Consider the following 26,222-nt stretch of genomic DNA (forward strand, 5'->3'; position numbering starts at 1 on the left):
TCACCACTCCCTTGATGTCCTTCACAAGGGCCATTGTAGGGCATATCTCAGTACACACTCCGCACTGGGTGCATATTGTTAGTCGGTTCCAGTTTCTGTCTTCAAATTTTTCCACTCTTATTCTAGATTTATTTTCGTTGTTTTCCTTGAAGTATGCCGACGAGCATTTTTCTACGCATGCTCCGCATCCTATGCATTTTGATTCGTCTTTTATGAGTCTTCTCATTTTTCCTTCCTTAAATTTTATTATTGTCTAATTCTATTTCATAAATACAGAGCATCCATGAGTCATGAATACTCTGTAAATTATTTCATTCGAGGTTAACTTTCTTTATCTTTAAGAAAAAGTCTGTTCTGTTCTGTTGATTATCTCATCTTGCAATGCCTTTTCAAGATTGTTGAAATGGTCGCTGTATCCGGCAACCCTTACTATGAGGTTTGTGTATTCTTCAGGCTTCTTCTGTGCCTCCAGCAATATCTTTTTGTCGAATACATTGAACTGTATATGGTGTCCGTCCATCCTGAAATAAGATCTTATAACCGCTCCAAGGTTTTCAAGTCCCTTGTTGTCGGCAAGTGCCGACGGTGCGAATCTTTGATTAAGAAGTGTTCCTCCCGTCTCTATCTGGTTCATTTTGGATACCGACTTTATTACGGCAGTAGGTCCATTTGTATCTGCTCCCTTTTCAGGAGATACTCCGTCAGGCAGAGGCTTATATGCAAGTCTTCCATTTACGGAGGCTCTTGTCACGGAACCGAAATACACATGGCATGTAGTAGGCAGCATGTTTATCCTGTGTTTTCCTCCATACACTGCAGGCCTTCCGTTTACAATATCCTTGAATATGTTGAATGCATCAACCATAAGAGCATCAGCATAGTCATCATCATTTCCGTACTTTGGAGTATTCTTGAGCACAAGCTTCCTTACAAGCTCATATCCTTCGAAGTTGTTGTCTGCAGCCTCAAGAAGCTCTTTCATGGTCATCCTCTTCTCATCGAAGACATTGTATTTTATCGCTGCCAGACAGTCTGCCACAGTTCCTATTCCAACTCCCTGAATATATCTTGTGTTGTATCTTGCACCACCCTGGTTGTAGTCCCTGCCATTGCTTATGCAGTCATCAGTGACTATTGACAGGAATGTTGCAGGCATCTCTTCCCCAAAAAGCTTCTCTATGATGTTGTTTCCTCTTATCTTTATATCGATGAAGTGTTCCATCTGCTTCCTAAAGGCTTCGAACACTTCTTCATAGCTTTCAAATTCCTTGCCGTTCATCAGTTTCAGACCAAGCTGCTTGTCTGTTTCCTTGTCGTATCCGTCGCTCAGTGTCAGTTCAAACACCTTAGGCATGTTGAAATATCCTGTCAATATGTATGCTTCTCTTCCATGTGCTCCTGTCTCCACGCATCCGCTTGCTCCTCCGAAGAGTGCATCTTCTTTTGTTTTACCTGCATCAACAAGTTCTTTTATTATCTCCTCAGTGTTGTAAAATGCAGGCTGTCCCCATCCTTCCCTTGAAACTTCACAGGCTCTTCTGAGGAATTCTTCTGGCGTCTTCTCGCTTATCTGCACGTTCGAGCTTGGTTGGAGAAGCTTCATCTCGTCCATAACATCAAGAATAATATAGGAAATGTCATTTACTCCGTCTTCTCCCGTATAGGGATTTATTCCTCCAGTGTTTATGTTTGCAAAGTCAGTATATGTGGCGCTTTCCTTTAGGGTTATCCCCACCTTTGGAGGCGCAGGCTGGTTATTGAATTTTATCCACATGCACTCAAGTATTTCCTGTGCCTTTTCCCTTGTAAGGGTACCTTCCTCTACCTCCTTCTTGTAGAAAGGATAGAGATACTGGTCAAGCCTTCCAGGAGAGAATGCATCCCAGGTGTTTAGTTCCGTGGTCACTCCCAGGTGTACGAACCAGTACATTTGCACTGCCTGTGCGAATGTCTCGGGTCTGTGTGAAGGTACCGTATCGCAATTCTTTGCTATCCAGAGAAGCTCTTCCCTTCTTGTTTCATCCATCTCATTCTCGGCAAGTTTTCTGGCATATTCTGCATATCTTCTTCCGTATTCAATTATAGCGTCACAGGATATGGACATTCCTTCAAGCTGATTCTTTTTGTCCAAAGCTTCAGGATCATTGAGCCAGTCTATATTTTCCATGGACTCATTTATCTCCTTCTTGAAGTCCAGGAATCCCTTTCTGTATATCTTAGCGTCTGCCACAGTGTGTCCCGGTGCCCTCTGTTCCATGAATTCAGTGAATATACCGGCTTCATAGCAATCCTTCCATTCCTGTGTCATATTCTTCAATATCTTATACCTCATTGACTTGTTTTGCCAGTATGGTATTATTTCTTCTTCGTGAATCTTTTTATCCTCGTCACTTACCTTGAAAGATATATATTTCCTCTTGTCCATTATATCAAGGTCTTCCATTTCGTGACAGCACAAGTCCGGAAATGTTGGTGCTGTCTGGGGCGACAATCCCTTCTCACCAACTATAAGCTCTCCGTCCCCTATGTAAAGATTTCTATTAGACATATAGTTTTTGAACGCCATTGCCCTAAGTACAGGTGTCGGTTCTTCACCGTAATGTTTCTTATATGTTTCAGTCAGGTATACAGCTCTTTCAGTGCTTAGCCTTGGCTGTGTAGTTGTGCTCTTTTCCCTCAGTGCTTTTGTTCTTTTTGTTGTTCCTCTTTTAATAATCTCCTCTATCATGGTCAACCTCCTATTGCCACTTCATAGCCTTTTTCTTCAAGCATTTCTTTTATCTCTTCCATCCTTTTCCCTGAAGGCACAGTCATACCTTCTTCATTGTAACTTTTCCCAAGCTTTCTGTACTTGTGATTTGATATGTTGTGGTATGGAAGTATATTTATCTTGCTTATGTCTGTCTCTACAAGTATGCCGATGGCTTTTTCGATATCCTCATCTTCAGTGTTCACGCCATCAACCATTATCATCCTTGCTGTTATTTCTGCTCCCGCTTCCGAGAGCCTTTTAAGATTTCCAATTATCCTTTTATTTGATGCACCGGTATATTCCAGGTGCTTTCTTTCATCTCCAATCTTAAGGTCGTATAGGAACAAGTCTGTGTACTCCATTACCTTCTCAAAGTTCTCAAAGGGCACTTGTCCGCAAGTGTCAACTGCTGTGTGTATTCCTTCCTCCTTAAGCTTTTTCAGGATCTTTGCTGTAAAATCAGCCTGAACAAGAGGTTCTCCTCCTGATATTGTTACTCCTCCTCCTGATTCCTCGTAGAAAAGTCTGTCCTTCAGAAGCTCCCCGATTACATCTTCAACTTCCATATCCCTTCCCACTATGCTTATGGCTTCGTTGATACAGTAGACTTCACATTTCCCGCATCCGATACAAAGATTTTTGTCTTTAACCAGAACCTTTCCTTCCGGAACTTCAACCATCTTAAGGGCATCATAAGCACATAATCTGGCGCAGCTTCCGCAAGATGAGCACTTCTCAATGTCAATCATTATGTCCCTCTCATAACCTATGCTTTCAGGATTATGGCACCACCTGCACTCAAGGGGACATCCCTTCATGAACAGGGTGGTCCTTATGCCGGGCCCATCATGTATTGAAAATTTCTGTATGTTCAGTATTCTGCCTTTCATAATCCACCTCGTTTTTCATAGAGACCGGACCCTGCCGGTCTCTACAAAATAAATCATTCAAATCAATCAATTATTTGATTATCAATTCCCGGACTGCATTATTTTCCTTATTAAAAATGCAGTTATTGTTCCATATATAATAATAGTAGTAATCATTGTTACAGTTGCAGTAGTAGTCATAATATTCATCTCCTTAAATTATTATTTATGCTCTTCAGGGATTGGCGGGTATGTTTCTCCATCAAAATAAACGTTTTCAGTTTCCTTGTTTATTGTTTTGCTTATAAACATTGCAACCACAATATATAATGCAGCCTGTACCAACCATGTTCCAAGACTTGCAGATTCAAGAGGATTCAAAATATCTACTCCCTCATACCACGTAAATGACTGAATCACCCACCATGCAATCATAATTATGCAAATTGCAGGCGTTATGTACTTGATGCAATAACTCCACCATTTTCCTACATAAAGATCATTTTCCGGAATATTAATCAGATTTTTCCTTATTTTTTCAGTTCCGTATTTTGAAAGCGCGAAGCATGTAAACAGCGTTCCTATTACAAGAGACATACCTGCTACCCAGTCCTGATTGCTGAAGAAAGTCTCGCTCCATGCTGAAGGAAGTCCCCACACAAGGCAGATAGCAAATATGATTATTGTAGCCTTTTTTCTCGAGTATCCTGCATCTATGAACGGTGTTGCACTTAAAAGGAAGTGTCCAATATTCGATGATAGAGCTGCCAGATAAAGAGCCACAAAGAACATAATACTTATTATCCCGCCACCAGGCATGTCTGCAAATATGCCTGCAAGTGATATAAACGTTAGACCGTTGTTACCGGAAGCTGCAATATTCTGAGCAATTTCAGGCGATGCCGACATTGCAAACAGCGTAGGAAGTACAACTACTCCACCCAGTAGTGCTGCAACATTGTTGCCAAATCCCTGCACAAATTCATTGAGTGCTATGTCTGATTTTGCCTTTGTATAGACTGCATAGGTCATTACCAGACCCCAACCAGCTCCTACTGACCACAATATCTGAGTCAATGCATTGAGCCATGTCTTTGAACTGAAAAGATATTCCTTCTTGATTGTAAACATAAAATTCAGTCCCTTCTCTGCCCCTGGCAATGTAAGGGCTCTTATGGCTACAATTATTAATAATACGAATAATACCGGAACAATAAGCTTCTGAACCTTTTCAATACTTTTCCCTACTCCTCCTATACATACAAGTCCTGTCAAAGCCAAACTTATTATGAAACATATCACTGTACCTGCACTACCGTTTGCAACATCATTGAATATTGCCAGAGTATCCTGTCCAAAGTATGATTGTGTAATGGACATAATGATATATCGAAGTACCCAGGCCATAACTACCGTGTAATAAGCGGCAATTGCTGTAACTACTATAGTCATGAAAGTTCCCATCCATGTATATTTCTTTCCTATAAAGTCCTTGAATGCTCCAGGAACTCCATGTCTTGTTGCCCTTCCAATAACTACTTCCCCTATAATCACCGGTATTGCAACCATTACAAGCATTATTGTCCACGCCAATATAAATGCTCCACCACCATTAAGTGCAGCCATTCTTGGGAAACGCCATATATTTCCCGTTCCCACAGACAATCCTATCAGTGTCAACAGTAATCCCCATCTGGAATTAAATCCGCCTGTCTCTTCATGCTTTACATTATTGTGTTCATTTAAACTCATGATTCCCTCCAAAATAATATATTGTATCAGCTGATACCATATATTAATGCAATTACCATGCCAGTTTTACAGATTATTTTTTCAAGGCTTTCAGGTGCTTATCCTCAAAAATGTAAAAAAATCCGTCATTCCTTGACGGATTTTTTTACATTGGTAGGTTTTTTATTTAAAAGCGGTTATTCATTTAACTTTCCCAAACTATAGAAAAGGCAGGTCATACGACCTGCCTTGAATGTTTGCATTTAATGGAATTACTTGATTATTTGAGCAACAACTCCTGCTCCAACTGTTCTTCCACCTTCTCTGATCGCAAATCTTAGTCCTTCTTCCATTGCGATTGGAGTGATCAACTCAACTGTGAATGTTGCGTTGTCTCCTGGCATTACCATTTCTACTCCTTCTTCAAGCTCGATTGAACCAGTTACATCAGTTGTTCTGAAGTAGAACTGTGGTCTGTATCCTTTGAAGAATGGTGTATGTCTTCCACCCTCTTCCTTAGTAAGTACGTAAACCTCTCCTTTGAAGTTTGTGTGAGGTGTGATTGATCCAGGAGCTGCAAGTACTTGTCCTCTTTCAATCTCGTCTCTTTGTACTCCTCTTAGAAGCGCTCCGATGTTGTCTCCAGCCTGTGCCTGATCAAGAAGCTTTCTGAACATCTCTACTCCTGTACAAACTACTTCCCTTGACTCTGTTGACAATCCAACGATCTGGATCTTGTCCTGTACCTTGAGGATTCCTCTTTCAACTCTTCCTGTTGCAACTGTTCCTCTACCTGTGATTGAGAATACGTCCTCTACAGGCATAAGGAATGGCTTGTCAGTGTCTCTCTCTGGAGTTGGGATCTCTGCGTCAACAACTTCCATAAGCTCAACTATCTTGTCAGCCCATTCTCCGTCTGGATCTTCAAGAGCCTTAAGTGCTGATCCTACTACGATTTGAGTGTTGTCTCCGTCGAATTCGTACTCTGTTAGAAGCTCTCTGATTTCCATGTCTACAAGCTCGATAAGCTCTTCGTCATCAACCATGTCTGCCTTGTTAAGGAATACTACTATCTTAGGTACACCAACCTGTCTTGAAAGAAGGATGTGCTCTCTTGTTTGTGGCATTGGACCGTCTGCTGCAGATACAACCAGGATTGCTCCGTCCATCTGAGCCGCACCAGTGATCATGTTCTTAACGTAGTCGGCGTGACCTGGACAGTCAACGTGTGCGTAGTGTCTGTTTGGAGTCTCGTACTCAACGTGTGCTGTTGAGATCGTGATTCCTCTTTCTCTCTCTTCAGGAGCCTTGTCGATGTTCTCGAATGCTACTGACTCACCGAATCCGTATTTCTTGTGAAGTACCATTGTGATCGCTGCTGTAAGTGTTGTCTTACCGTGGTCAACGTGACCTATAGTTCCTATGTTTACGTGGGGTTTATTTCTTTCGTATTTTGATTTTGCCATTTAAGTTCCTCCTTGGAATATCTTAATTTCATGGAGCCCATGACCGGATTCGAACCGATGACCCCTTCCTTACCATGGAAGTGCTCTACCTACTGAGCCACATGGGCATTTTTCATAACGATTTCATTTTACTATCTTAGCTTTTACCTGTCAATAATAAATATACAATATGAATTTCATTTAACAAATTATTTTTCAACTTTTGCCGTTTCTCAGATCGCTAAGTTTCCTCAAAGTCTCTGAATCCAACGTTCCCCTGTATTTAACATCCTGCTGGGATATTTTATCCCTTTTTCTGTCAATTTCTCTTTTTGTATCAAGAACAGCATGACAAAATTCCCTTGCCGACATCCTCAGTCCGCCTCTTGACATTATGAGCTGCTGCAAAAGACCATCGGAAGTGGCTACAGTGACCTTTCTGTACCTTCCGATCTCATCCAGTATTCTTTCAATATACGTATCTGCAGTTTCATTTTCCTTAGTGTAGATTATCTCCAATCCACCCTGTTTTTCTGTCTTTTGACTCGTTCCCTTCACCTTGTAGGCATCAAAAACAAGTATAATCTTGATATCCTTGTAAGACTGGTATTCCACTAGAATATCGACAAGACCCTGTCTTGCCGCTTCTATGTTTATGTCCATTAGTTCTCTGAGATCATCCCAGGCATTTATTATATTGTAACCGTCTACGAAGAGATATTCCTTGCCTTGATACATTTATATACCTCTCTGTTTCAATACTTCGAATATTATGATGGATGCGGCGCATGATGCATTGAGGGAATTCACCCTTCCTCCCATGGGAATATCTACAATTACATCGCAGTTGTCTCTCACAAGCCTGCTTATTCCCTTTCCTTCGCTTCCAATGACAAGAGCTGTGGCAGAATCATATTTTTCTTCATAATAATGCTTGTCGCCATTCATGTCGGCTCCATAAATCCAGAAGCCCTTGTCCTTAAGCTCCTGAATGGCTGTATTTATATTTTTCACCTTAACTATATTCATATACTCAAGAGCACCTGCCGACGTTTTGGCTGTTGTGTCGGTAATCTGCGCAGCCCTTCTTTCAGGGATTACAACCCCGTGTACACCTGCACATTCGGCACTCCTTATTATTGCTCCAAGGTTGTGCACATCGGTTATTCCATCAAGGATTACAACAAAAGGCTTTTGCTCCCTTTCCTCCGCAGCAGCAATGACGTCGTCCATTGTACTGTATTTGAAATCTTCAAGTTCAGCAGCCACTCCCTGGTGACTGCCTCCAGAGGACATGGCATCAAGCTTTGACTTGTCCACTTCCTTTATGGTAATTCTTCTTTTTTTTGCCATTGCTATTATGCTGCCGTTGTTGTTCTTTCCGTCCTTTTTGAGGACATATATTCTTTCAATCTTCTTATCGCTGTTAAGCGCTTCAAGTACAGGATTTTTTCCTATTATCAACCTCATGGCTACCTCTTAATGAACTTCTTTGCAATTTCAAACAGTTCATCTATTCTTTCTTTTCTGTTTAATATGTATAGATATCCCAGAAGAGACTCAAATCCCGTTGCATGCTTGTAATCTATAAGCTTTGCATTCTTGGGTATGGAACCGCTTTTGGCATTTCTTCCCCTTTTGAATATTCTGACTTCCTCGTCCGAAAGGATATCCATTATTTCCTTCGCTACTTCAGCCTGTGCTTCGGCCTTCACAAATTTTACAGCATTCTTGTGAAGCTGGTTTACATTCAAATCCGTAGTCTCAACAAGAAAGGACCTTACATAAAGCTCGTAAACAACATCTCCAATATAGGCAAGCTGCAGAGGGGACATGAGCTTCGGGTCCCTCTTGATTATATTTTCTTCCATTTGACTCCGTCTCTTGTATCTTCAACTTCAACACCTATCTCAAGTAATGCATCCCTAAGTTCGTCTGCCAGCTTGAAGTCCTTGTTCTTCCTGGCCTCTATCCTCTTGTTGATAAGCGCCATGGCTTCTTCAGATATTTCATCCTGAACTTCCTTGTAGAGAATTCCAAGAACTTCCGCCAGTTCAAGGTATTCTTCATTGACAAATCCAGCCGATTCCCTGGATGTGAATTCATCGAATGTTGAATTCACAAATTTGGCTATTTCAAAAAGAGCAGTTACTGCATCAGCTGTGTTTATATCGTCATCCATGGCATTTTCAAACTGATTCCTGAACTCAATCATCTTAAGCTTCACTGCTTCGTCAACTTCTCCAGGAGGATTGTTTTCCATATAGAACTTCAGATTTCTCTTGCAGTTGTACAATCTTTGAAGAGATGCATCTGCTTGATGTATGGTTTCTCTGCTGTAGTTTATAGGCTTTCTGTAATGTCCCGAAACTATGAAGAATCTCAATATTTCAAGATCATATTCCTTGCTGACATCCCTTACAGTAAAGAAATTGTTCAGGGATTTGCTCATTTTCTGGTTGTCTATATTGATCATTCCATTGTGAAGCCAGTATCTTGCAAAAGGCTTCCCCGTCAGAGATTCACTCTGTGCAATTTCGTTTTCATGGTGAGGGAACTGAAGGTCCTCTCCACCGGCATGTATGTCTATGGTGTCACCTAGAAGCTCCTTTGCCATCACCGAACACTCTATATGCCATCCAGGTCTTCCCTTTCCCCAGGGGCTGCCCCAAGAAGGTTCTCCCGGCTTTTCCTTTTTCCAGAGTGCAAAGTCGGATGTGGTTCTCTTCTCGTCGTTCACTTGAACTCTTGCTCCCGAAATAAGATCTTCTAGATTTTTCTTTGAAAGCTTTCCATAATCTTTGAGTTTTGTAGTGTCAAAATATACATTGCCGTCAATATTATAGGCATAGTCCTTTTCTTCCAGGCCCTTGATGAACTTTATTATTCCACCTATATATTCAGTGGCTTTCGGGTGAAGTGTTTCCTCTTCAAGTATATTAAGTCCGGTTGTATCTATCAGATATTCCTTGATATATCTCTCTGCCAGTTCCTTTACTGTGGTATCCTCTTCAATTGCCCTGTTTATGAGCTTGTCGTCGATATCTGTAAAATTAACAACATATTTGACTTCATATCCCTTGTACTTGAAATATCTTCTGAGGGTGTCGAAGATTACAGCCGGTCTTGCATTTCCAACATGTATAAAATTATAGACAGTTGGACCGCATGCGTACATCTTCACCTTGTCTTCTTCAATTGGTATGAATTCTTCCTTTTTTCTTGTAAGCGTATTATACAGTCTCACCTGATCACAACCTTTCTATTTTAGAGCATCCATGACATAATCTATTCGTTCAAGAAGCAGTATCTTTCCAAGAATAACAAATGTTTTTCCAAGATCAGGTCCATGCATCTGACCTGTAACCGCAGCTCTGATAGGCATAAACAATCCTTTCCCCTTGGCTCCGGTTTCATTTTTGAGAACCTTGAATATTGATGATGCAAATTCTTCATCTATTGTTTTAGCTTCCTCTATCTTGGCCTTGAATGCATTGAGAAGTCTTTCCACATGCTCTTGCTGCAGTGTTTCTATTACTTCCTCATTTTCAAAAACAACTTCGTGTCCAAAGAAAATACCCATATGGTCAGCTATCTCGGAGGCATGGTGCACCTTCTCCTTCAGTGTATCCACTATAAGTTCCAGCATATCCGCCTTTTTTTCAGCTTCATCTGCAGTTACATAACCTTTTTCAATCATATATGGAAGTGCCAGTTCCAAAAGCACCTTGTTGTCAGCTTCCTTTATATAATGCGCATTCACCCAGTTGAGTTTATCAACATCGAATACTCCACCTGTATTCGAAACCCTGTCAAAGGAGAACGCCTCTATAAGCTCGTCCATTGTGAAAATCTCCTTGTTGTCCTTGGGGCTCCATCCTACAAGGGCAAGATAATTCACAAGACCTTCAGGAAGGTATCCCTTCTTCCTGAAGTCCGATACAGCTACATCGCCCTGTCTCTTGCTCAACTTTTTCTTGTCCTTGTTCAAAACTGTAGGAAGATGTACAAACTCCGGTATATCCCATCCGAAAAATTTGTATAGGACTGCCTGCTTTGGAGTTGAAGTGAGCCACTCCTCACCTCTCACTACATGTGTAATGCCCATAAGATGGTCATCTATTACAACTGCAAAATGATAAGTAGGGAATCCATCAGACTTTATCAGAACCTGATCGTCGATTTCCGATGAATTAATGGATATCTCCCCTCTCACTGCATCCATGAAAGTAATGTCAGTGTCTTCAGGAACCTTGAGCCTTATGACATAGCTCTCTCCTGCATCAATTCTCTTCTGAACGCCTTCCTTGGAAAGTCCAAGACAGTATCTGTCATACATGGGAGTCTTTCCTTCTTCCTTCTGCTTCTCCCTGACCTCGTCCAGCCTTTCTTTTGAACAGAAGCAGTAGTATGCGTGTCCTTTCTCCACAAGCTCGTCGATATATTTCTTGTATATGTCAAGCCTCTCTGACTGGATATACGGACCGAAATCTCCTTTTTGCACTATATTTCCATCTTCTATGAAGACACCTTCATCGTGGGTTATTCCTGCCCATGTCAGTGAGTCTATGAGATTCTCAAGGGCTCCCTCTACAAACCTTGTCCTGTCCGTGTCTTCTATTCTCAAAATATATTTTCCATTCTGACCCTTGGCAAACAAATAATTATATAAGGCAGTTCTCAAGCTGCCGATATGAACATATCCTGTTGGACTTGGTGCAAACCTAACTCTTATACTCATTTCTTCCTCCATCAATATCTATTTATTGAACACAGCTGATATTATATCATCATTCTGCATTATATCAACATAAAATCGTCTTCTTATTATATAACAGCCTGCCCCCAGTATCAAGAACGTTTATTTACTATGTAACGATTACAAACTGATAATAAATTATAATTGATAACATTTTCAATTTCCCCTTTTATAATTAACAGTTTTGTGTTATAAATAAAGTAACAGTTAATGGAGGTGCAAAATGAGCACATTAAAACTAAAAGACGATATTTACTGGGTTGGAATCCTTGATGAAAAACTTAGGGTTTTCGACATAATAATGGAAACAAAATTCGGTACAACCTATAATTCATACCTGGTAAAGGGAAGTGAAAAGATAGCCCTAGTAGAAACTGCAAAGGCAAAATTCTTTGATGAGTACCTGGACAACATAGAAGAATACACAAGCATAAGCGACATAGACTACATAGTTTTAGACCATACTGAGCCGGACCATACAGGATCAGTTGAAAAAATACTGGACATGAATCCGAACATCACCATAGTAGGTTCAAAGGGAGCGATACAGTTCATTGAACACATCATAAACAGAAGCTTCAAATCAATGATAGTGAAAACCGGAGACAGTCTTGACCTTGGAAACAAGACTTTGGAATTCATAAGCGCACCAAAGCTTCACTGGCCGGACTCGATATACACATATATTCCTGAAGACAAGGTTCTTTTCACCTGTGATTCCTTCGGTTCACACTACTGCCTGGATACGGTACTGCAAAGTACAATCAAAAACCAGGAAGACTATACGGAAGCATTGAAATACTACTACGACATGATTCTTGGACCATTCAAGGCAAGCTTTTTAAGGGCCATAGACAAGATAAAGGATCTTGAAATAGACATGGTCTGCACCGGTCACGGTCCGGTACTTGACAGCGATCCATGGAAAATAATAGAACAAAGCAAGGAATGGTCAACTGAGATAAATCCAAATAAAAACAAGACAGTTGTCATAGCATATGTTTCAGCCTACGGATATACCGAGGAAATGGCCCAGCATATTGCAGAAGGCATAAGGTCTGAAAATATTGATGCGATTCTTTATGACCTGACCGATGCAGACAGCGAAACTCTTGCTGCAGACCTTTACTGGGCTGACGGAATACTTCTTGGCTCTCCTACAATACTCTGCGATGCACTTAAGCCTGTATGGGATCTAACAACTACAATGTTCCCTGAAACGCACGGTGGAAAATTCGCTTCGGCTTTCGGTTCATACGGATGGAGCGGCGAAGCAGTTCCGAACCTTTTGACAAGATTGAAACAGCTTAGAATGAGAGTAACCGACGAGGGATATCAAATCAGGTTCAAACCAAGCAACGATGAAATCAAAGGATCTTTTGAATTCGGAAAATCATTTGCAGAAAAAATTGCAAAGACAATCAAATAGAAACAAATCAATAAACAATGCATACAAATAAAAGAAGATATCAGCGAAGTCGAGACCTCGCTGATATCTTCTTTTATTTTTAGTTGTCCAACTTTTTCCTTCTAATCTGTTACTTATCTTTTACCAGCTGCATGTACAATAAACATCTGCAAAAAAGACCGGATATTTCCGGCCTTTAATTTACTGTATCAGTCTACTATCTCAATATTGTCAAGCTGATTCTTCACTGATTTTCTCAGGTTCTTTATATATTCTTCCCTGAGTTTCTTTTGTTCCTTTTTTTCATTTTCTGTCAGTCCCTCGCCTTTTGATTTTCTTGCGAGTTCATTTATTCTGTCAATTTTTTCTTTTGATAGCATGTTTTACCTCTTGAATTTAAATCTTTTTACAGGCTCATACAGCCTTTTATTGCCTTCCTGCCGACTACTGTAAAGCGTTGCCGAAGTCACGACAAACTCATCATGCAGATAATCCTTTATAGAGGATTCAATATTGAAGAGAGAATTGTTGAATTCAATCTCCCTTCCCAAAGTGATATGGGGCAGGAATTTCCTTTTTTCCTTTGTTATTCCAACTCTGGCCAGTCGATTTTCGACTTTGTGATTAATATCAACAAGAGTATCCACATCACCTTCAAGCCCAATCCAGGCCACCCTTATTATATTCTTTCCTCTAAAGAACCCAAGTTTGTCCATTGAGAATTTCATTGGCCCTTTCCCGGACAGGGCAACTTCAATATTATCTGAAATTTCAGGAATCTTGCCCATATCCACATCGCCTATGAATTTTACAGTAAGATGAATATTCTTGTAATAAGGCCATCTACCCTTGTCTGCATTTTTCTTTAGTATTTTTTGGATTTCAAAAAGATTCTTCTGTGTCTTCCCGTCGAAATCCAACGCAAGAAACAGTCTCATCAGTCTCTTTTTTTCACACTGTCCCTCTTGATAAAGCTGAAAGGAAGCTCTACTACAGAAGGCTGGTCCTTGTCCCCTTCAATCTTCTTGATAAGGGTCCTAATGCTTACTGCTCCAATATCATAATACGGCTCGGAAATAGTAGTAAGAGTAGGTCTTACATATTGGCTTTCCTTGTAGTTTCCGTAACCGACAACAGAAACATCATCAGGAACCTTGTACCCGTTGTCGAAAAGATAATTGATGAGGCCTATGGCCAGCTCGTCATTTGTACAGAATACTGCAGTAATATTTTCTATTTCAGCCACTACCTCATGGGCAATATCGTAGCCGAAATTATATCTTCTTCCCCCGGCTACAAACACCCTCGAATAGTCAAGTTCATTTTCCTTAAGGGCTTCCTTGTATCCGTCAATCTTGTCCTGCTCGTAGCTGCCCCTGTCTTCAAAGTCTGAAATGAAGGCTATTTTTTTATGTCCTTCATTTATAAGATACTTGGTCATTTCATATGAAGCAGCATGACTGTCTATCTTCACATGATCTATTTTGTCGTTTTTTATATCTCTAGTGAAGTAGATTGAATTCTTGTTATATTCATTTACCTTTTCAACTATTTCTTCATCAAATCTATAACCTATGAGAATTATTCCTTCGGCTTGCTTTCTGTTTAGCAGGGACAAGTGATTCATCTGCGCTTCCTTGTCATAGTATGAACTGCAAAGCAGGATATCATAGTTGTACATCTTCCCAACTTCTTCCACACCCTTTACCATTTCTGCAACATAAGTGTTGGACAAGTCATTTACTATTACACCTATCAAATACGACCTTCTAGTTACCAGGCTTCTGGCAACGTCATTTGGTCTATATCCGGTTTCGTCTATTACTTCAAGAACTTTTTTTCTTATTTCCGGGCTTACCGGCTTTGAATCATTTATTACTCTTGAAACTGTGGATATTGAAACGCCCGACAGTCTCGCTACATCTTTAATAGTTACCATATCATCCTCTCTTTCCATTTATTTTTTGTACTTTTAAAGCGTTAATCCGTTTTCCTGTTTTCCCTCATGCCTCTCTGATTGTTTTCCCGTTTTCCTTTATTATATACCTTTGCTATCTTTTTTCAAGTTTTTTTCAATATTTCTTGTTAAAAAACCACATATATAATAAAATATTTCTGGTGATTATAATGAAAGATGAACAAATGTCTTTATTCAAACTTATAGATTTCAATAAACAACCTGACAGCAAAATCCCAAAAGGAATCCATCTGTCAGGCAATCAATTGTGGTGTCCATATTGTTCAAATAAAGTAATATTCAAAAGAGATAAAAAACTGGGTGTAAAAAAGTGCCCGATCTGCGGTATAACAGTAAAAGACTACTGGGTTAAGAAAGTGAACAACCTGCTTTAGCCAAGTCTGTTTTCTATGAGCAAGGCAAGCTCCGAAGCCTTTTTCCTTATGTCTTCCTCGTTTTCCCCTTCAATCATAACCCTTACCAGGGGCTCAGTTCCAGAAGGTCTTATGAGAACCCTACCAGCACCGTGAAACTCCTCTTCAAGTTTCTTGATGGAATCTTCTATTACAGAATCTTCCATATAGGAATGCTTGTTGGAATTTTCAACCTTGGCATTTATTAGTACCTGAGGCATTGTTGTCATTATTGACGAAAGCTCCGACAAAGGCTTTTTTTGTTCCCTTACAGCTTCTATAAGTTGAAGAGCTGTAAGAAGGCCGTCTCCAGTTGTGTTGTGTTCAAGAAAAATTATATGTCCCGACTGTTCCCCACCGAGAACATGTCCCGACTTTTTCATTTCCTCTATTACATATCTATCTCCAACCTGTGTCTTTACAACTGATATGTCTTTCTTGTCCAGACACAGGTCAAGACCCATATTGCTCATTACAGTACCTACTATCGTATTGTTCTGCAGTTTGTTCCTGTCCTTAAGGTAGGTTCCGCAAACAGCCATGATATGGTCTCCATCTATTATATTTCCCTTTTCATCAACTGCAATAAGTCTGTCTGCATCACCGTCGAATGAAAGGCCAATGTCAGCACCTGTATCCCTTACCAGCTGCTGTATAACCTCTGGATGGGTAGATCCGCTGTTCACATTGATATTTATACCGTTGGGCTGTTTGTTGATAACATAAACCTCTGCTCCGAGCTTGAAAATAAGCTCAGGTGCAACCCTGTATGCCGCTCCGTTTCCACAGTCCATTGCTATCTTAAGTCCGGAAAAATCAGCTTTAACAGTCTTTTCAAGAAAATCCATGTATATCTTTCCTGGATCATCAAGCTCAATTTTCCTGCCTACATGAAAGTCTACTGGATAGTATCCTATGTCAGATCCTTCAAGTATTATATTCTCAATTTCTTCTTCCATCTCGTCCGGAAGTTTGAAGCCTTTGGAATCAAAAAATTTGATTCCATTGTATTCAACAGGGTTGTGAGATGCTGAAATCATAATTCCACCATCTGCATCCAGTTCCCTTATCAGACAGGCAACAGCTGGCGTTGGAAGCAATCCTGCATAAAGCACATCTATTCCCGCTGAATTGAGTCCTGCCGAAACAGCGCCTTCCAGCATGCTGCCGGAAATCCTTGTATCCATTCCAATGACTATTTTAGGTCTATCTTTACCCTTTGTAAGTATATATCCGCCTGTTCTGCCTATCTTATAGGCAAGCTCGCATGAAAGCTCCGTATTTGCTATTCCTCTAACTCCGTCTGTTCCAAATAGTTTTCCCAATCTGTTCTCCTTTAATGTTTCTGTTAACAATTTGTCTTATATGATATCATAAAACATCCCTTTAAAAAAGTTAATATTTGCTAAAATTCAATTCAACTGTTGATTGCAGGGATATTTATATTAATCATTTATTGGAAGTTCCACTGTAAAAGTGGTACCTATGTCAACTGTACTGTCAACCTTGATTTTTCCTCCATGGTTTTCAACTATCCATTTTGCAATGCTCAATCCAAGTCCCGTGCCGCCTTCTTCCCTGTGTCTTGCCTTGTCGGCTCTGTAAAACCTGTCAAAGATTCTATGAAGGTCCTCATCAGATATGCCTACACCCTCGTCGGAGATTTTCAGGATTGCCTTGTTCTTTTCCGAATTCAATCTTATTGAATACTTCCCAGGGCTTTCCGAATATTTTATTGCATTGTCCGTCAGTATGGAAAGCATCTGTGTAAGCTTCAGCTCGTCACCGGAAATCATTATTCCTTCTTCCAGATTCATTTCAACAGAAATGTCCTTCATCTTGAAATTTTCAGCAAACTTGTCCACTGTTCTCCTGCAAAGGTCCGTAAGGTCCACATTTCCATTTCCAATTGTCACCTGGTTAGAATCAATTTTTGCAAGCATCAGGAGCTCGCCCACAAGTTTTGACATTACCTCCGTCTCCGAATATGCATTATCCAGCCAAACCCTGTTTTCAGCTATGGTACCGCTATTATCGCACATCGCGGCATCGAGATTCGTCTGTATTACAGTCAATGGCGTTCTGAGCTCATGTGATGCATCTGCTATGAATTCCTTCTGTCTTTTCCATGATTCCATGACGGGCCTTATGCTTTTCCCTGCCAGATGCCATGATATGACAGCCAAAATGAACGAGCTTACAATGATGAGAAACAGAAGTGAATGCTTCAGATGTTCAAGTATGAAAGTCTCCATTGACACATCCTGATACAGCTGAACAACTCCAGCCTTGGTTCCTGTGTTGAAGAATTTAGTATATATCCTGTATTCCACATCATCTATGATTTCCAGTGAAAAAAGGCTGTTCCTGTCCTGAAAGGAGTCAAGTACATATTTTTCGAATTCATCGTATGGTATGTCCGCACTGTTTCTGATATAGACGACATCCAGCATGTTGTCGTACATGACATATCCAACCTTCAATTTGGGATCGTTGACTGCAAAGAGATTCTCGAATTTGTCCATGACCTTTTTGTTCTCAAAAAGGTCGGGTATTATCAGGTCATTCCCATTGTTGTTCCGGTCGTCTTCAGTTCTTATTATTCTGTCTGCTGTTCCTGCAAGCATACCTTCCGAAGAAGAGGTTATCAGCTTCTTTGTTCCAAGATAAACCGCTGTGGAAAGGATGGACAGGAATACAACCAATATGAGAAGTGTCGATAATGTAAACCTGATTCTTAATTTTCTAAACATATCATTTCTCCTTGAGAATATATCCTATTCCTCTCACTGTTTCTATCCTGCACCGGGATTTTTCAAGCCTTTTCCTGAGATGATGCACATATATTTCTATATTGTTCTCAAGGACATCCGTTTCAAGACCCCAGAGCCTATCGATTATCTGATCCCTTGTGAATACCTGATTGGGCCTGTTTATAAGCATTTCAATGAGGTCCCCTTCCTTCTTTGGTATCTTTTCAGATGAGTCTCCTACACCAAGTGTAAGGTTCTTGGGGTCGTATTCCAAATCGCCAAACTTGAATGTTTCCCCCTTGTATTCCGTATTTTTTCTTCTTCCAAGGGCATGTATCCTTGCAATAAGCTCCTTGGTTGCAAATGGCTTTATAAGATAGTCGTCAGCTCCCAGGTCAAGACCCTTGACCCTGTCGTCTATGGTATCCTTTGCCGTAAGCATGAGAACAGGAGTGCTTATTCCCTTCTTTCTCATGTTTTCAAGTATCTCAAGGCCCGTTACATTTGGAAGCATTATGTCCAGAACCACAACATCATATATTTCCTTCTCGGAAAGCATAAGGCCTTCTTCGCCATCATTTGCAATTTCAGCATCTATTTTCTGTTTTTTCAAAAGAAACTGAAGGGCCTGTGTAAGCTTGACTTCATCTTCTACAATTAATATTTTCATAATTAAACTCCGATTAATTTAGTACATCCGTTATAATGCAGTATACAACCCTGAATTCTATTACTAAAGTATATAACATTTTCCATCGTGAATAAAGCGATAATAACTCTATATATAAGATACTACACCATCCTTAATGAAAACTTAACTAATCCGTAAAGAAAAAAAGGATTTCCGGTTACTGTACCGAAAATCCAATTATTTTTGTTTTTTATTCATATCTCAGTGCATCTACAGGCTTAAGCTTGGAAGCCTTGTTTGCCGGATACATTCCGAAGAATATTCCTACAAAGAGGGAAAATCCGAATGCAACGGAAACAACGGTCAGATTCATTACGGCGTTTATGCCCATCAGATCGCTTATGATGTTGTTTACCACCGCACCCAGCAATATACCAACCAATCCGCCCATACAGCTTATGACCGATGATTCTATGAGAAACTGAGTGAGTATGTTGCTTCTCTTGGCTCCTATTGCTTTCCTGATACCTATCTCCCTTGTCCTTTCAGAAACTGTAACCAGCATTATATTCATTATGCCTATCCCCCCCACCACAAGGGATATTCCCGCAATGCCTCCAAGCATCAGTGTCAGCGTTCCCGTAATCTCACTGAGGGTTGAAAGCAGCTCCTCCTGGTTGAATACCCTATAGGAATCCTCGTCATCATACATTCCAAGAAGATACTCTTCAATGTTTTCAACTATTACATCAGATTCAACATCATCGGACCCCTGAATTGCAATGCTGCGTATGCTACTTATCCTGAATTCCCTCATGGCTGTGGTATAGGGAATTATCACTACATCATTGCCGCTTCCCATTGATGTACTTTCCTTTTCTTCAAGTACTCCCACAACTAAATACTTGTCACCATCAAGGGATATCTCGCTTCCCAAAGGATTGTCAGTTCCGAAAATATTCTCAACGGTTTCAGAACCCAGAACAGCAACCTTATTCCTGAAATCAACGTCTATGGGGCTTATAAACCTCCCATGGGCAAGCTCAAAATTCTGTATTTCAGTGTAGTTTTCATTCACTCCACTGATAGATACGCCACTGTCAGATTCCGTGCCGTATTTAACCGTAGCACTGCTGCTGAGAGTGGGCGTAAGCTTCTCAACTCCTTCTATGAAACTCAGCTCGTCCAAGTTTTCCCTTTCAAGTTCAACCGTATTGTCCATTATATTTACATTCAAAAGATTGGATCCCATTTCTTCGATTCGCTCCGTTACATCCGAGGTTGCTCCCTGTCCAACTGAAACCATCACGATTACTGAAAAAACACCTATTATAATTCCCAGCATGGTGAGAAAGGTTCTCATCTTGTTGGCAAAGATGGATTTCATCGCCATCTTCAAGGTATTTTTGATACTCATATGCATGCTCATCTAATTCACCTTCCTGTCCTGGATGAGACCGTCACGGATTGTTATCTGCATCCACGCCCTCTCAGCCACTTCAATGTCGTGAGTTATGACAAGTATTGTCTTCTCCTGATTATGAAGATTGTCGATTATCTTCAATACTTCGCTTCCAGACTTTGTGTCCAGATTCCCCGTAGGTTCGTCTGCCAAAAGGACTGAAGGATCTCCCACGAGAGCTCTTGCTATTGCAACCCTCTGCTGCTGTCCCCCCGAAAGTTCCATTGGTCTGTGATGCATCCTGTCAAAAAGACCGACACTGTTTAGAGCTTCTTCAACCCTGGATTTCCTTTCCTTAAGCTTCACGCCTCTGTATATCAACGGCAGTTCCACATTTTCAAAGGCATTCAGCTTTGGAAGAAGGTTGAACTTCTGGAATATGAAACCTATTTTCTCGTTCCTTATGTTGGCAAGTGCATTCTCGTCATAGGTTGATATTTCCTTGCCATCCAGATAATACTCCCCCTTTGTAGGAAGGTCCAGACATCCAAGAATATTCATGAGAGTGGACTTTCCCGAGCCTGAAGGGCCTATTATAGACACAAACTCTCCTTTCTCCACCTTAATGGAAACACCTTTCAGCACTTCAAGCTCAATATCTCCCATATAGTATGTTTTTCTGACATCCCTGATATCTATCATTATCTTTCCCCTCCTCCATTGCCAGGTCTTTCAGGTCTCTCTCCTCCATCCATCATCTGCCCCATTCCAGGCATCATGATATTAGTAGATTCAGAATCAGAAGATGATATTTCATAATAGTATACAAGGTCTCCTTCAGACAGTCCCGACACTATTTCTACATAACTCTCGTTAGCTATGCCCACTTCAACCACCTGTGGAGTGAGGTTTCCTTCCTCATCCTTCATTTGAACCACATACTTGTTGCCTGCCTTCTCAATTGCTTCTACAGGCACGATGAGAGTATCGGTATTTTCTTTGATAATAATTTCCGCATCGACATTCATTCCAGCCATCATGTCCTTCCTGTCGTCAACGAGTATGGTAACCTCATATGTAGTAACTCCACCAGAACTTGAGCCGCTCAAGGAGATGCTGTCCACAGTGCCGCTGAAGGTTTCATCCTCAAATACATCGCACTCTATGGTTACATTCTGTCCTTTTTCAATACTTAGTATGTCAAGCTCGTCAACATCTATGATTATCTCCATTACATCCAGATCGGCAACCATAAACAGACTGTCGCCTTTTTCAACATATCCGTCTTCGTTCACATATACTGTCAGCACAGTTCCCGTAATGGGCGACTCCGCTGTTGTATCGTCTTCGTTGAGTTCTTCCAAGGCAAGCCTCTTAGCCTCAACAGTGAGTTCCTGCTTTGCTATCTCCTCAAGAATGTCGTCGCTTGATATTACAGCCAATAGATCTCCTTTCTCGACATAGTCTCCGCTTTCAAAATATATCTTATCCACTTCTCCGTCATATGGAGATGTTATTTCATCAACATCATTCTCAATTGAAGCTCCTTCATAAGGCGAAACATATGTACCCGAATAATTCTCGACCGTAATCCTGACAGGTGAACCTTCAGAAAGCACTCCACTGTATTCAATCTCGACTTCCACCTCATATCCTACGGCTCCGCTACCTGTTGCTACTGGCGTGCTGTCTGTAGAAGTGACTTTTCCCTCAAGGGTTATGAGATAATCAGACAAAAACACGGACGCCTTGTCACCTACATGTATATTCTCTATCTGAGCAGCTGTAAAATACGACTGAGCTTTTATGACATTCACTTCATTTAGTCTGGCCAGTGTTCCGTTTCTTGACACGCTGTCCCCTGTTTCTACCAGATAGCTTATAGTACCTTCCCTGTCTGCATATATCTGCATTTCTCCATAGGTATCATAAAGATCACTCAAGTCGTTTTTTGCGACAGTCAAATTGTATTCAGCCATGTCTATATCATATTGCTGATCTTCATCATCACTGTCAATATCATATATTGCCAGTATCTCGTCCTCACTAACCATCTGCCCTTCCTCCACGAAGATAGTAGCTATGGTTCCTTCAACCTCTGACGATACAGTTCTGACATCGGAAGGCTCCAGGCTTCCGCTTCCCGTTATTGACTTCTTGATGTCGTCCTTTACAACGGTATACGCCACTTCTCTTATATTGCTGACTGCATCAGCAGCCTCCTTGGATTCCGTATACTTTCCGTATCCCACAAATCCTGCAACTGCAATTGCAAGTATGACTATGATTGCAATTGTCCTTTCCCTACTTTTCTTTTTCACGATTACCTCCACTTATTTAGATATTTTCAAATACTGTTTATTTGAATATTTGTATTAATCTTATATCTAAATTTTATTGGAGTTTCCTTAAATGAATCTTAAAAATCAAGAACTTAAGGAAAACTAAAGGATTCCCCGGTTGTAAACACCGGAGAATCCCTCAGATTGTATATTTAATTATACAACAATCAATCTGTTCGTCTCTGCTATTCATATCTCAGGGCATCAACAGGCTTAAGCTTTGATGCCTTCCCTGCAGGATAGACTCCAAAGAAAATCCCTACAAAGAGAGAAAATCCTACAGCAGCAGCTACAACCTGTATGTTGACTACAGGATCAATACCTATTACTCCACAAATAATCTTGTTTGCAATTATCCCCAACACAGTTCCTATGAATCCTCCTATACAGCTTATTACTGTTGATTCTATGATAAACTGTATCATTATATTGATCCTTCTTGCTCCTATTGCCTTTCTTATTCCAATCTCCCTTGTCCTTTCAGTTACAGTCACAAGCATGATGTTCATTATGCCTATACCTCCAACAAGAAGGGAGATCCCTGCTATTCCACCTAGTACCAATGTCAGCATGTTTGAAATTTTGTTGAATTCATCCATCATCTGCTCCTGGGAGTGCACATAGAACCCCTCCTTGTCCACAAGATTCTTTGCCAGGTAATCTTCAATTCCCTTCTTCACGGATTCTGCATCGCAATCCATATCAGTCTGAATTGTAACATTCTTTATTGTGTTTATGTTAAATTTTCTCATTGCAGTGGTATATGGAATAAAAATCATATTGTCGCTTCCCATAAACATTGAAGCCTTCTTCTCCTGCAATACTCCCACTACAGTATAACTTTCTCCCTTGATCAATATTTTCCTTCCAAGGGGGTCTGATTTTCCGAACAACTTGCCAGCAACATCAGAATTTATAATGGCTACTTGATTACGGTAGTCCACATCCACTGGTGTAAGTGATCTTCCATAAGCAATCTTGTAATTCTGGAAATCAAGATAGTCTTCATCCACTCCATATATGTTGGTATACTCCAAATCTTCAATTTCATTCTTTACATGTTCATAGTTGTTGATTTCAGGTGAAACCTTCAATATACCTTCCAAATCCTCTATCTCATCAAGATTGCTGTTGTCTAGGCTGTTGTCGGAATATATGCTCACATTCATGATGTCGGTTCCCATGCTTTCAATACTTGAAGTCACATCAGCCTTGGCCCCTTGTCCAAGGGACACTATTACAATTACAGAAAATACCCCTATTATTATTCCAAGCATGGTCAGAAAAGTCCTCATCTTGTTTGAAAATATTGATTTAAAGGACATCTTAAGTGTATTTTTCAAGCTCATATTCATTAGATCACCTTCCTGTCCATAATCAAGCCGTCTCTGATTGTTATCTGTTTTTTAGCCCGCTCTGCAACCTCATTGTCATGGGTAATGAGTATTATGGTTTTACCGTCAACATTGAGTTTTTCAATGATACTCATTACCTCCTCACTCGATTTACTATCGAGATTTCCAGTAGGCTCGTCTCCAAGAAGTACGGCAGGGTTTCCTACCAGTGCTCTTGCAATGGCAACCCTTTGCTGTTGGCCTCCTGAAAGTTCCGAAGGTCTGTGGTCCATCCTGCCGAAAAGTCCAACACTTTCAAGGACCTCTTCCACTCTTCCCTTTCTTTCTTTTTGCTTGACACCTCTGTATACAAGGGGAAGTTCAACATTTTCATAGGCATTGAGTTTAGGTAAAAGATTGAATTTCTGGAACACAAACCCAATCTTTTCATTCCTTATCATTGCCAAAGCATCCTCGCTGTATGTGGATATTTCCTTTCCATCCAGATGATACTGCCCCGTAGTAGGAAGGTCCAGACAACCAAGTATATTCATAAGAGTTGACTTGCCTGATCCTGACGGTCCTATTATGGAAGTAAAGTCTCCTTCTTCCACTTTCAAAGATATTCCCTTGAGAACCTGAAGCTCCATCTCACCCATTATATATGTCTTTGTAACATTGCTAATATCTATCATATCACCCTCCAGACACCTTAAAACCTGGAATCGAAAGACATGTCCATCGAATATACTTCGTAATATATTGTATCTCCAATTTCCAGTCCTGAAGTTATTTCAATATATTCATTGTTGGCTATACCTGTTCCAACCTTTTTCTCAATTCTGTTTCCTTCACCATCCATTACAGTAACAAAATACTCTCCGTCAGTCTTTGAAACAGATTCAACAGGAACCGCCACTATACCCTTAAGGTCTGCAATTTCCACTTCTACATTAACATTCATGCCCGCCATAAGTTTTTTTCTGTCATCTATGGACACTGTCACATCATATTTAGTAACACCATTGCTTCCGTTTCCCTTCAAGGATATTGATTCAACAACCCCTGTAAACTCCTCATCTGCGAAGACAGGACAGTCAATGCTTACCTTTTGTCCCTCAAACACATTCATTATGTCAAGCTCGTCAACACCAAGGACAACTTCCATGTCCTCCAGGTCAGCCACTTCAAAAAGCTGTGCCCCAGGTTCAACATATCCCTGTTCATCAACAAAGACATTTAATATGGTTCCTGCAATTGGCGAATCCACTGAAGAGCTTTCATTGTCAAGCTCATTGAGGTTAAGCCTCTTCTGCTCAACAAAAAGCTTCTGTTCTGCAATCCTATACTCCAAGTCGTCACTTTCCAGTTCAGCTATAAGCTGACCCTTTTCAACAAGATCTCCATTTCCAACATGGACTTTTTTTACTACGCCACTGGCCTCTGCCTTTATGGCTATCTTGTCCTTGGGTATTGATTCCCCTGTAAAAGGTGATGTGTATTTTCCCGTTGAATTGACAACTGTTATCTTTACAGGAGAACTCTCCTTTAAGGCTCCCTCATACTCTATTTCAGCTTCCACCAGATATCCTATGGACCCTCCGCCATTGGCAACAGGAACATTATCCTTTGACACAATCTTACCCTCAAGAGTTATAAGGTAGTCGGAAAGAAACACCTCAGCCTTGTCTCCAATATATATGCTGTCCAACTGCTCACCTGTGAAATACGACTGTACCTTAAGTATGTCCACTTCAGACAATTCCCCCAAAGTCATGCCTTCCGACACCATGTCTCCTTCATCATTGAAAAAACTCACTGCTCCCTTTTCGTCAGCATATATCTTCAAATTGTCAGCTTTTAGTTTAAGATCATCAAGATTCTTCCTAGCAAGGGCAAGGTCATACCTTGCCGAGTCTATCTTTAGCTGCTTGGATTCATCATCGCTTTCAATTTCATAGCGAGCAAGCATTTCATCTCTATCCACCATTTGTCCTTCTCTTACGAATACCTCCCCGACAGTTCCCTTCTTGTCTGAAGACACTATCCTTATATCGGAAGGATTTATTTGCCCCGTTCCTGTAATAATTTTTCTCATATCCGTTTTTTCAACTACATATGTCATCTCCATACTGGTGTCTGCAAGCTCAGTTCCTTCAGTTTTTTTACTGCTGAAATACTGCACCAGTGAAAAACATACCATAACAGCTACTGCTGCAATAATCAGTTTCTTTTTAGTGATTTTTTTCTTTTTCATGTCATCCTCCAAGTTTTATTGCATATCAATTATAGTTTCCTAAAGTTAAAAATCAATTAATCTAAAACCAAGTATTCATTAGTCTGAAACTAAATATATCATTAACTTCATCCGAAATATAATACAGTAGGAACTGTACTGGGTTCCATAGTACAGTTCCTACTGTATT

Annotated in this window: 24 protein-coding genes and 1 tRNA gene; 2 read left to right on the forward strand and 23 right to left on the reverse strand. The window is 40.5% G+C overall.

Features of this window, described 5'->3' with window-relative positions:
• From BUB05_RS14090 to gltX, 11 genes are all read right to left on the reverse strand, one after another.
• The coding region (locus tag BUB05_RS14090) for a 4Fe-4S binding protein (RefSeq protein WP_139258027.1) at positions 1 to 226 on the reverse strand (226 nt) is incomplete at its 3' end.
• A gap of 111 nt (positions 227 to 337) precedes the next feature.
• Complete coding sequence (gene hypD, locus BUB05_RS14095; RefSeq protein ID WP_245819903.1) at positions 338 to 2,728, reverse strand: trans-4-hydroxy-L-proline dehydratase; 2,391 nt, start codon at positions 2,726 to 2,728, stop codon at positions 338 to 340.
• Between the two features lie 2 nt (positions 2,729 to 2,730).
• Entirely contained in the window at positions 2,731 to 3,642 is a 912-nt protein-coding gene (locus BUB05_RS14100; RefSeq protein ID WP_094762965.1) for a glycyl-radical enzyme activating protein, read from the reverse strand.
• Positions 3,643 to 3,843: 201 nt separating this feature from the next.
• The gene (locus BUB05_RS14105; RefSeq protein ID WP_073050265.1) at positions 3,844 to 5,373 is read right to left on the reverse strand and encodes a sodium-dependent transporter; all 1,530 of its coding nucleotides are present in this window, start codon (positions 5,371 to 5,373) and stop codon (positions 3,844 to 3,846) included.
• 251 nt (positions 5,374 to 5,624) lie between these two features.
• Positions 5,625 to 6,818 (reverse strand): elongation factor Tu, encoded by a 1,194-nt coding sequence (tuf, locus tag BUB05_RS14110; RefSeq protein WP_073050266.1) that lies wholly within the window; start codon positions 6,816 to 6,818, stop codon positions 5,625 to 5,627.
• A gap of 31 nt (positions 6,819 to 6,849) precedes the next feature.
• A tRNA-Thr gene (locus BUB05_RS14115) sits at positions 6,850 to 6,925 on the reverse strand.
• An 88-nt stretch (positions 6,926 to 7,013) separates the two neighbouring features.
• Positions 7,014 to 7,535 (reverse strand): NYN domain-containing protein, encoded by a 522-nt coding sequence (locus tag BUB05_RS14120; RefSeq protein ID WP_073050267.1) that lies wholly within the window; start codon positions 7,533 to 7,535, stop codon positions 7,014 to 7,016.
• Complete coding sequence (gene rlmB, locus BUB05_RS14125) at positions 7,536 to 8,267, reverse strand: 23S rRNA (guanosine(2251)-2'-O)-methyltransferase RlmB (protein WP_073050268.1); 732 nt, start codon at positions 8,265 to 8,267, stop codon at positions 7,536 to 7,538.
• A 2-nt stretch (positions 8,268 to 8,269) separates the two neighbouring features.
• Positions 8,270 to 8,668 carry a Mini-ribonuclease 3 gene (locus BUB05_RS14130; protein WP_073050269.1) on the reverse strand — a complete coding sequence of 133 codons (399 nt, stop codon included), beginning with the start codon at positions 8,666 to 8,668 and terminating at the stop codon, positions 8,270 to 8,272.
• Positions 8,653 to 10,044 (reverse strand): cysteine--tRNA ligase, encoded by a 1,392-nt coding sequence (gene cysS, locus BUB05_RS14135; protein WP_073050270.1) that lies wholly within the window; start codon positions 10,042 to 10,044, stop codon positions 8,653 to 8,655. The genes BUB05_RS14130 and cysS overlap by 16 nt, the downstream gene beginning before the upstream one ends.
• Positions 10,045 to 10,059: 15 nt before the next feature.
• Positions 10,060 to 11,538 (reverse strand): glutamate--tRNA ligase, encoded by a 1,479-nt coding sequence (gene gltX, locus BUB05_RS14140; RefSeq protein WP_073050271.1) that lies wholly within the window; start codon positions 11,536 to 11,538, stop codon positions 10,060 to 10,062.
• A gap of 241 nt (positions 11,539 to 11,779) precedes the next feature.
• Here gltX and BUB05_RS14145 point away from each other — a divergent pair, with 241 nt between their 5' ends.
• Positions 11,780 to 12,985: an FprA family A-type flavoprotein gene (locus BUB05_RS14145; RefSeq protein ID WP_073050272.1), complete on the forward strand. Its 1,206-nt coding sequence runs from the start codon at positions 11,780 to 11,782 to the stop codon at positions 12,983 to 12,985.
• A gap of 188 nt (positions 12,986 to 13,173) precedes the next feature.
• On the opposite strand, the gene BUB05_RS14150 is transcribed toward BUB05_RS14145, so the two are convergent.
• Genes BUB05_RS14150 through BUB05_RS14160 form a run of 3 tightly spaced genes read right to left on the reverse strand, consistent with a single transcriptional unit; the run spans position 13,174 to position 14,903 of the window.
• On the reverse strand, positions 13,174 to 13,344 hold the full coding sequence (locus BUB05_RS14150; RefSeq protein WP_073050273.1) for a DUF896 domain-containing protein: 171 nt from the start codon (positions 13,342 to 13,344) through the stop codon (positions 13,174 to 13,176).
• Positions 13,345 to 13,347: 3 nt separating this feature from the next.
• Positions 13,348 to 13,902, reverse strand: coding sequence for an RNA 2',3'-cyclic phosphodiesterase (gene thpR / locus BUB05_RS14155; RefSeq protein WP_073050274.1), 555 nt, complete (start codon positions 13,900 to 13,902; stop codon positions 13,348 to 13,350).
• Positions 13,902 to 14,903: a LacI family DNA-binding transcriptional regulator gene (locus BUB05_RS14160; protein WP_073050275.1), complete on the reverse strand. Its 1,002-nt coding sequence runs from the start codon at positions 14,901 to 14,903 to the stop codon at positions 13,902 to 13,904. The genes thpR and BUB05_RS14160 overlap by 1 nt, the downstream gene beginning before the upstream one ends.
• A 188-nt stretch (positions 14,904 to 15,091) precedes the next feature.
• Between BUB05_RS14160 and BUB05_RS14165 the strand changes: the two genes are divergently transcribed.
• The gene (locus BUB05_RS14165) at positions 15,092 to 15,316 is read left to right on the forward strand and encodes a hypothetical protein (protein WP_073050276.1); all 225 of its coding nucleotides are present in this window, start codon (positions 15,092 to 15,094) and stop codon (positions 15,314 to 15,316) included.
• Here the strand turns inward: BUB05_RS14165 and glmM are convergent.
• The 9 genes from glmM to BUB05_RS14210 all read right to left on the reverse strand — a co-directional run bounded on the left by glmM (position 15,313) and on the right by BUB05_RS14210 (position 26,053).
• A complete protein-coding gene (gene glmM / locus BUB05_RS14170; protein WP_073050277.1) occupies positions 15,313 to 16,659 on the reverse strand; it encodes a phosphoglucosamine mutase in 1,347 nt (448 codons plus the stop codon). The two genes, BUB05_RS14165 and glmM, sit on opposite strands and share 4 nt — an antisense overlap.
• Positions 16,660 to 16,779: 120 nt before the next feature.
• Positions 16,780 to 18,087, reverse strand: a complete 1,308-nt coding sequence (locus tag BUB05_RS14175; RefSeq protein WP_073050278.1) for a sensor histidine kinase — start codon at positions 18,085 to 18,087, stop codon at positions 16,780 to 16,782.
• Position 18,088: 1 nt separating this feature from the next.
• Entirely contained in the window at positions 18,089 to 18,757 is a 669-nt protein-coding gene (locus BUB05_RS14180; RefSeq protein ID WP_073050279.1) for a response regulator transcription factor, read from the reverse strand.
• Positions 18,758 to 18,968: 211 nt separating this feature from the next.
• On the reverse strand, positions 18,969 to 20,135 hold the full coding sequence (locus BUB05_RS14185) for an ABC transporter permease (RefSeq protein ID WP_073050311.1): 1,167 nt from the start codon (positions 20,133 to 20,135) through the stop codon (positions 18,969 to 18,971).
• A 12-nt stretch (positions 20,136 to 20,147) separates the two neighbouring features.
• On the reverse strand, positions 20,148 to 20,822 hold the full coding sequence (locus BUB05_RS14190) for an ABC transporter ATP-binding protein (RefSeq protein ID WP_073050280.1): 675 nt from the start codon (positions 20,820 to 20,822) through the stop codon (positions 20,148 to 20,150).
• Complete coding sequence (locus BUB05_RS14195) at positions 20,822 to 22,441, reverse strand: efflux RND transporter periplasmic adaptor subunit (protein WP_073050281.1); 1,620 nt, start codon at positions 22,439 to 22,441, stop codon at positions 20,822 to 20,824. Before BUB05_RS14195 ends, BUB05_RS14190 begins: the two co-directional genes overlap by 1 nt.
• 206 nt (positions 22,442 to 22,647) lie before the next feature.
• Positions 22,648 to 23,817, reverse strand: a complete 1,170-nt coding sequence (locus BUB05_RS14200; protein WP_094762967.1) for an ABC transporter permease — start codon at positions 23,815 to 23,817, stop codon at positions 22,648 to 22,650.
• A complete protein-coding gene (locus BUB05_RS14205; protein WP_073050282.1) occupies positions 23,817 to 24,491 on the reverse strand; it encodes an ABC transporter ATP-binding protein in 675 nt (224 codons plus the stop codon). The genes BUB05_RS14200 and BUB05_RS14205 overlap by 1 nt, the downstream gene beginning before the upstream one ends.
• Before the next feature lie 17 nt (positions 24,492 to 24,508).
• On the reverse strand, positions 24,509 to 26,053 hold the full coding sequence (locus BUB05_RS14210) for a biotin/lipoyl-containing protein (RefSeq protein WP_073050283.1): 1,545 nt from the start codon (positions 26,051 to 26,053) through the stop codon (positions 24,509 to 24,511).
• Between the last annotated feature and the right edge of the window lie 169 nt (positions 26,054 to 26,222).

This window comes from Dethiosulfatibacter aminovorans DSM 17477 (assembly GCF_900142005.1).
Classification (GTDB): Bacteria; Bacillota; Clostridia; order Tissierellales; family Dethiosulfatibacteraceae; genus Dethiosulfatibacter; species Dethiosulfatibacter aminovorans.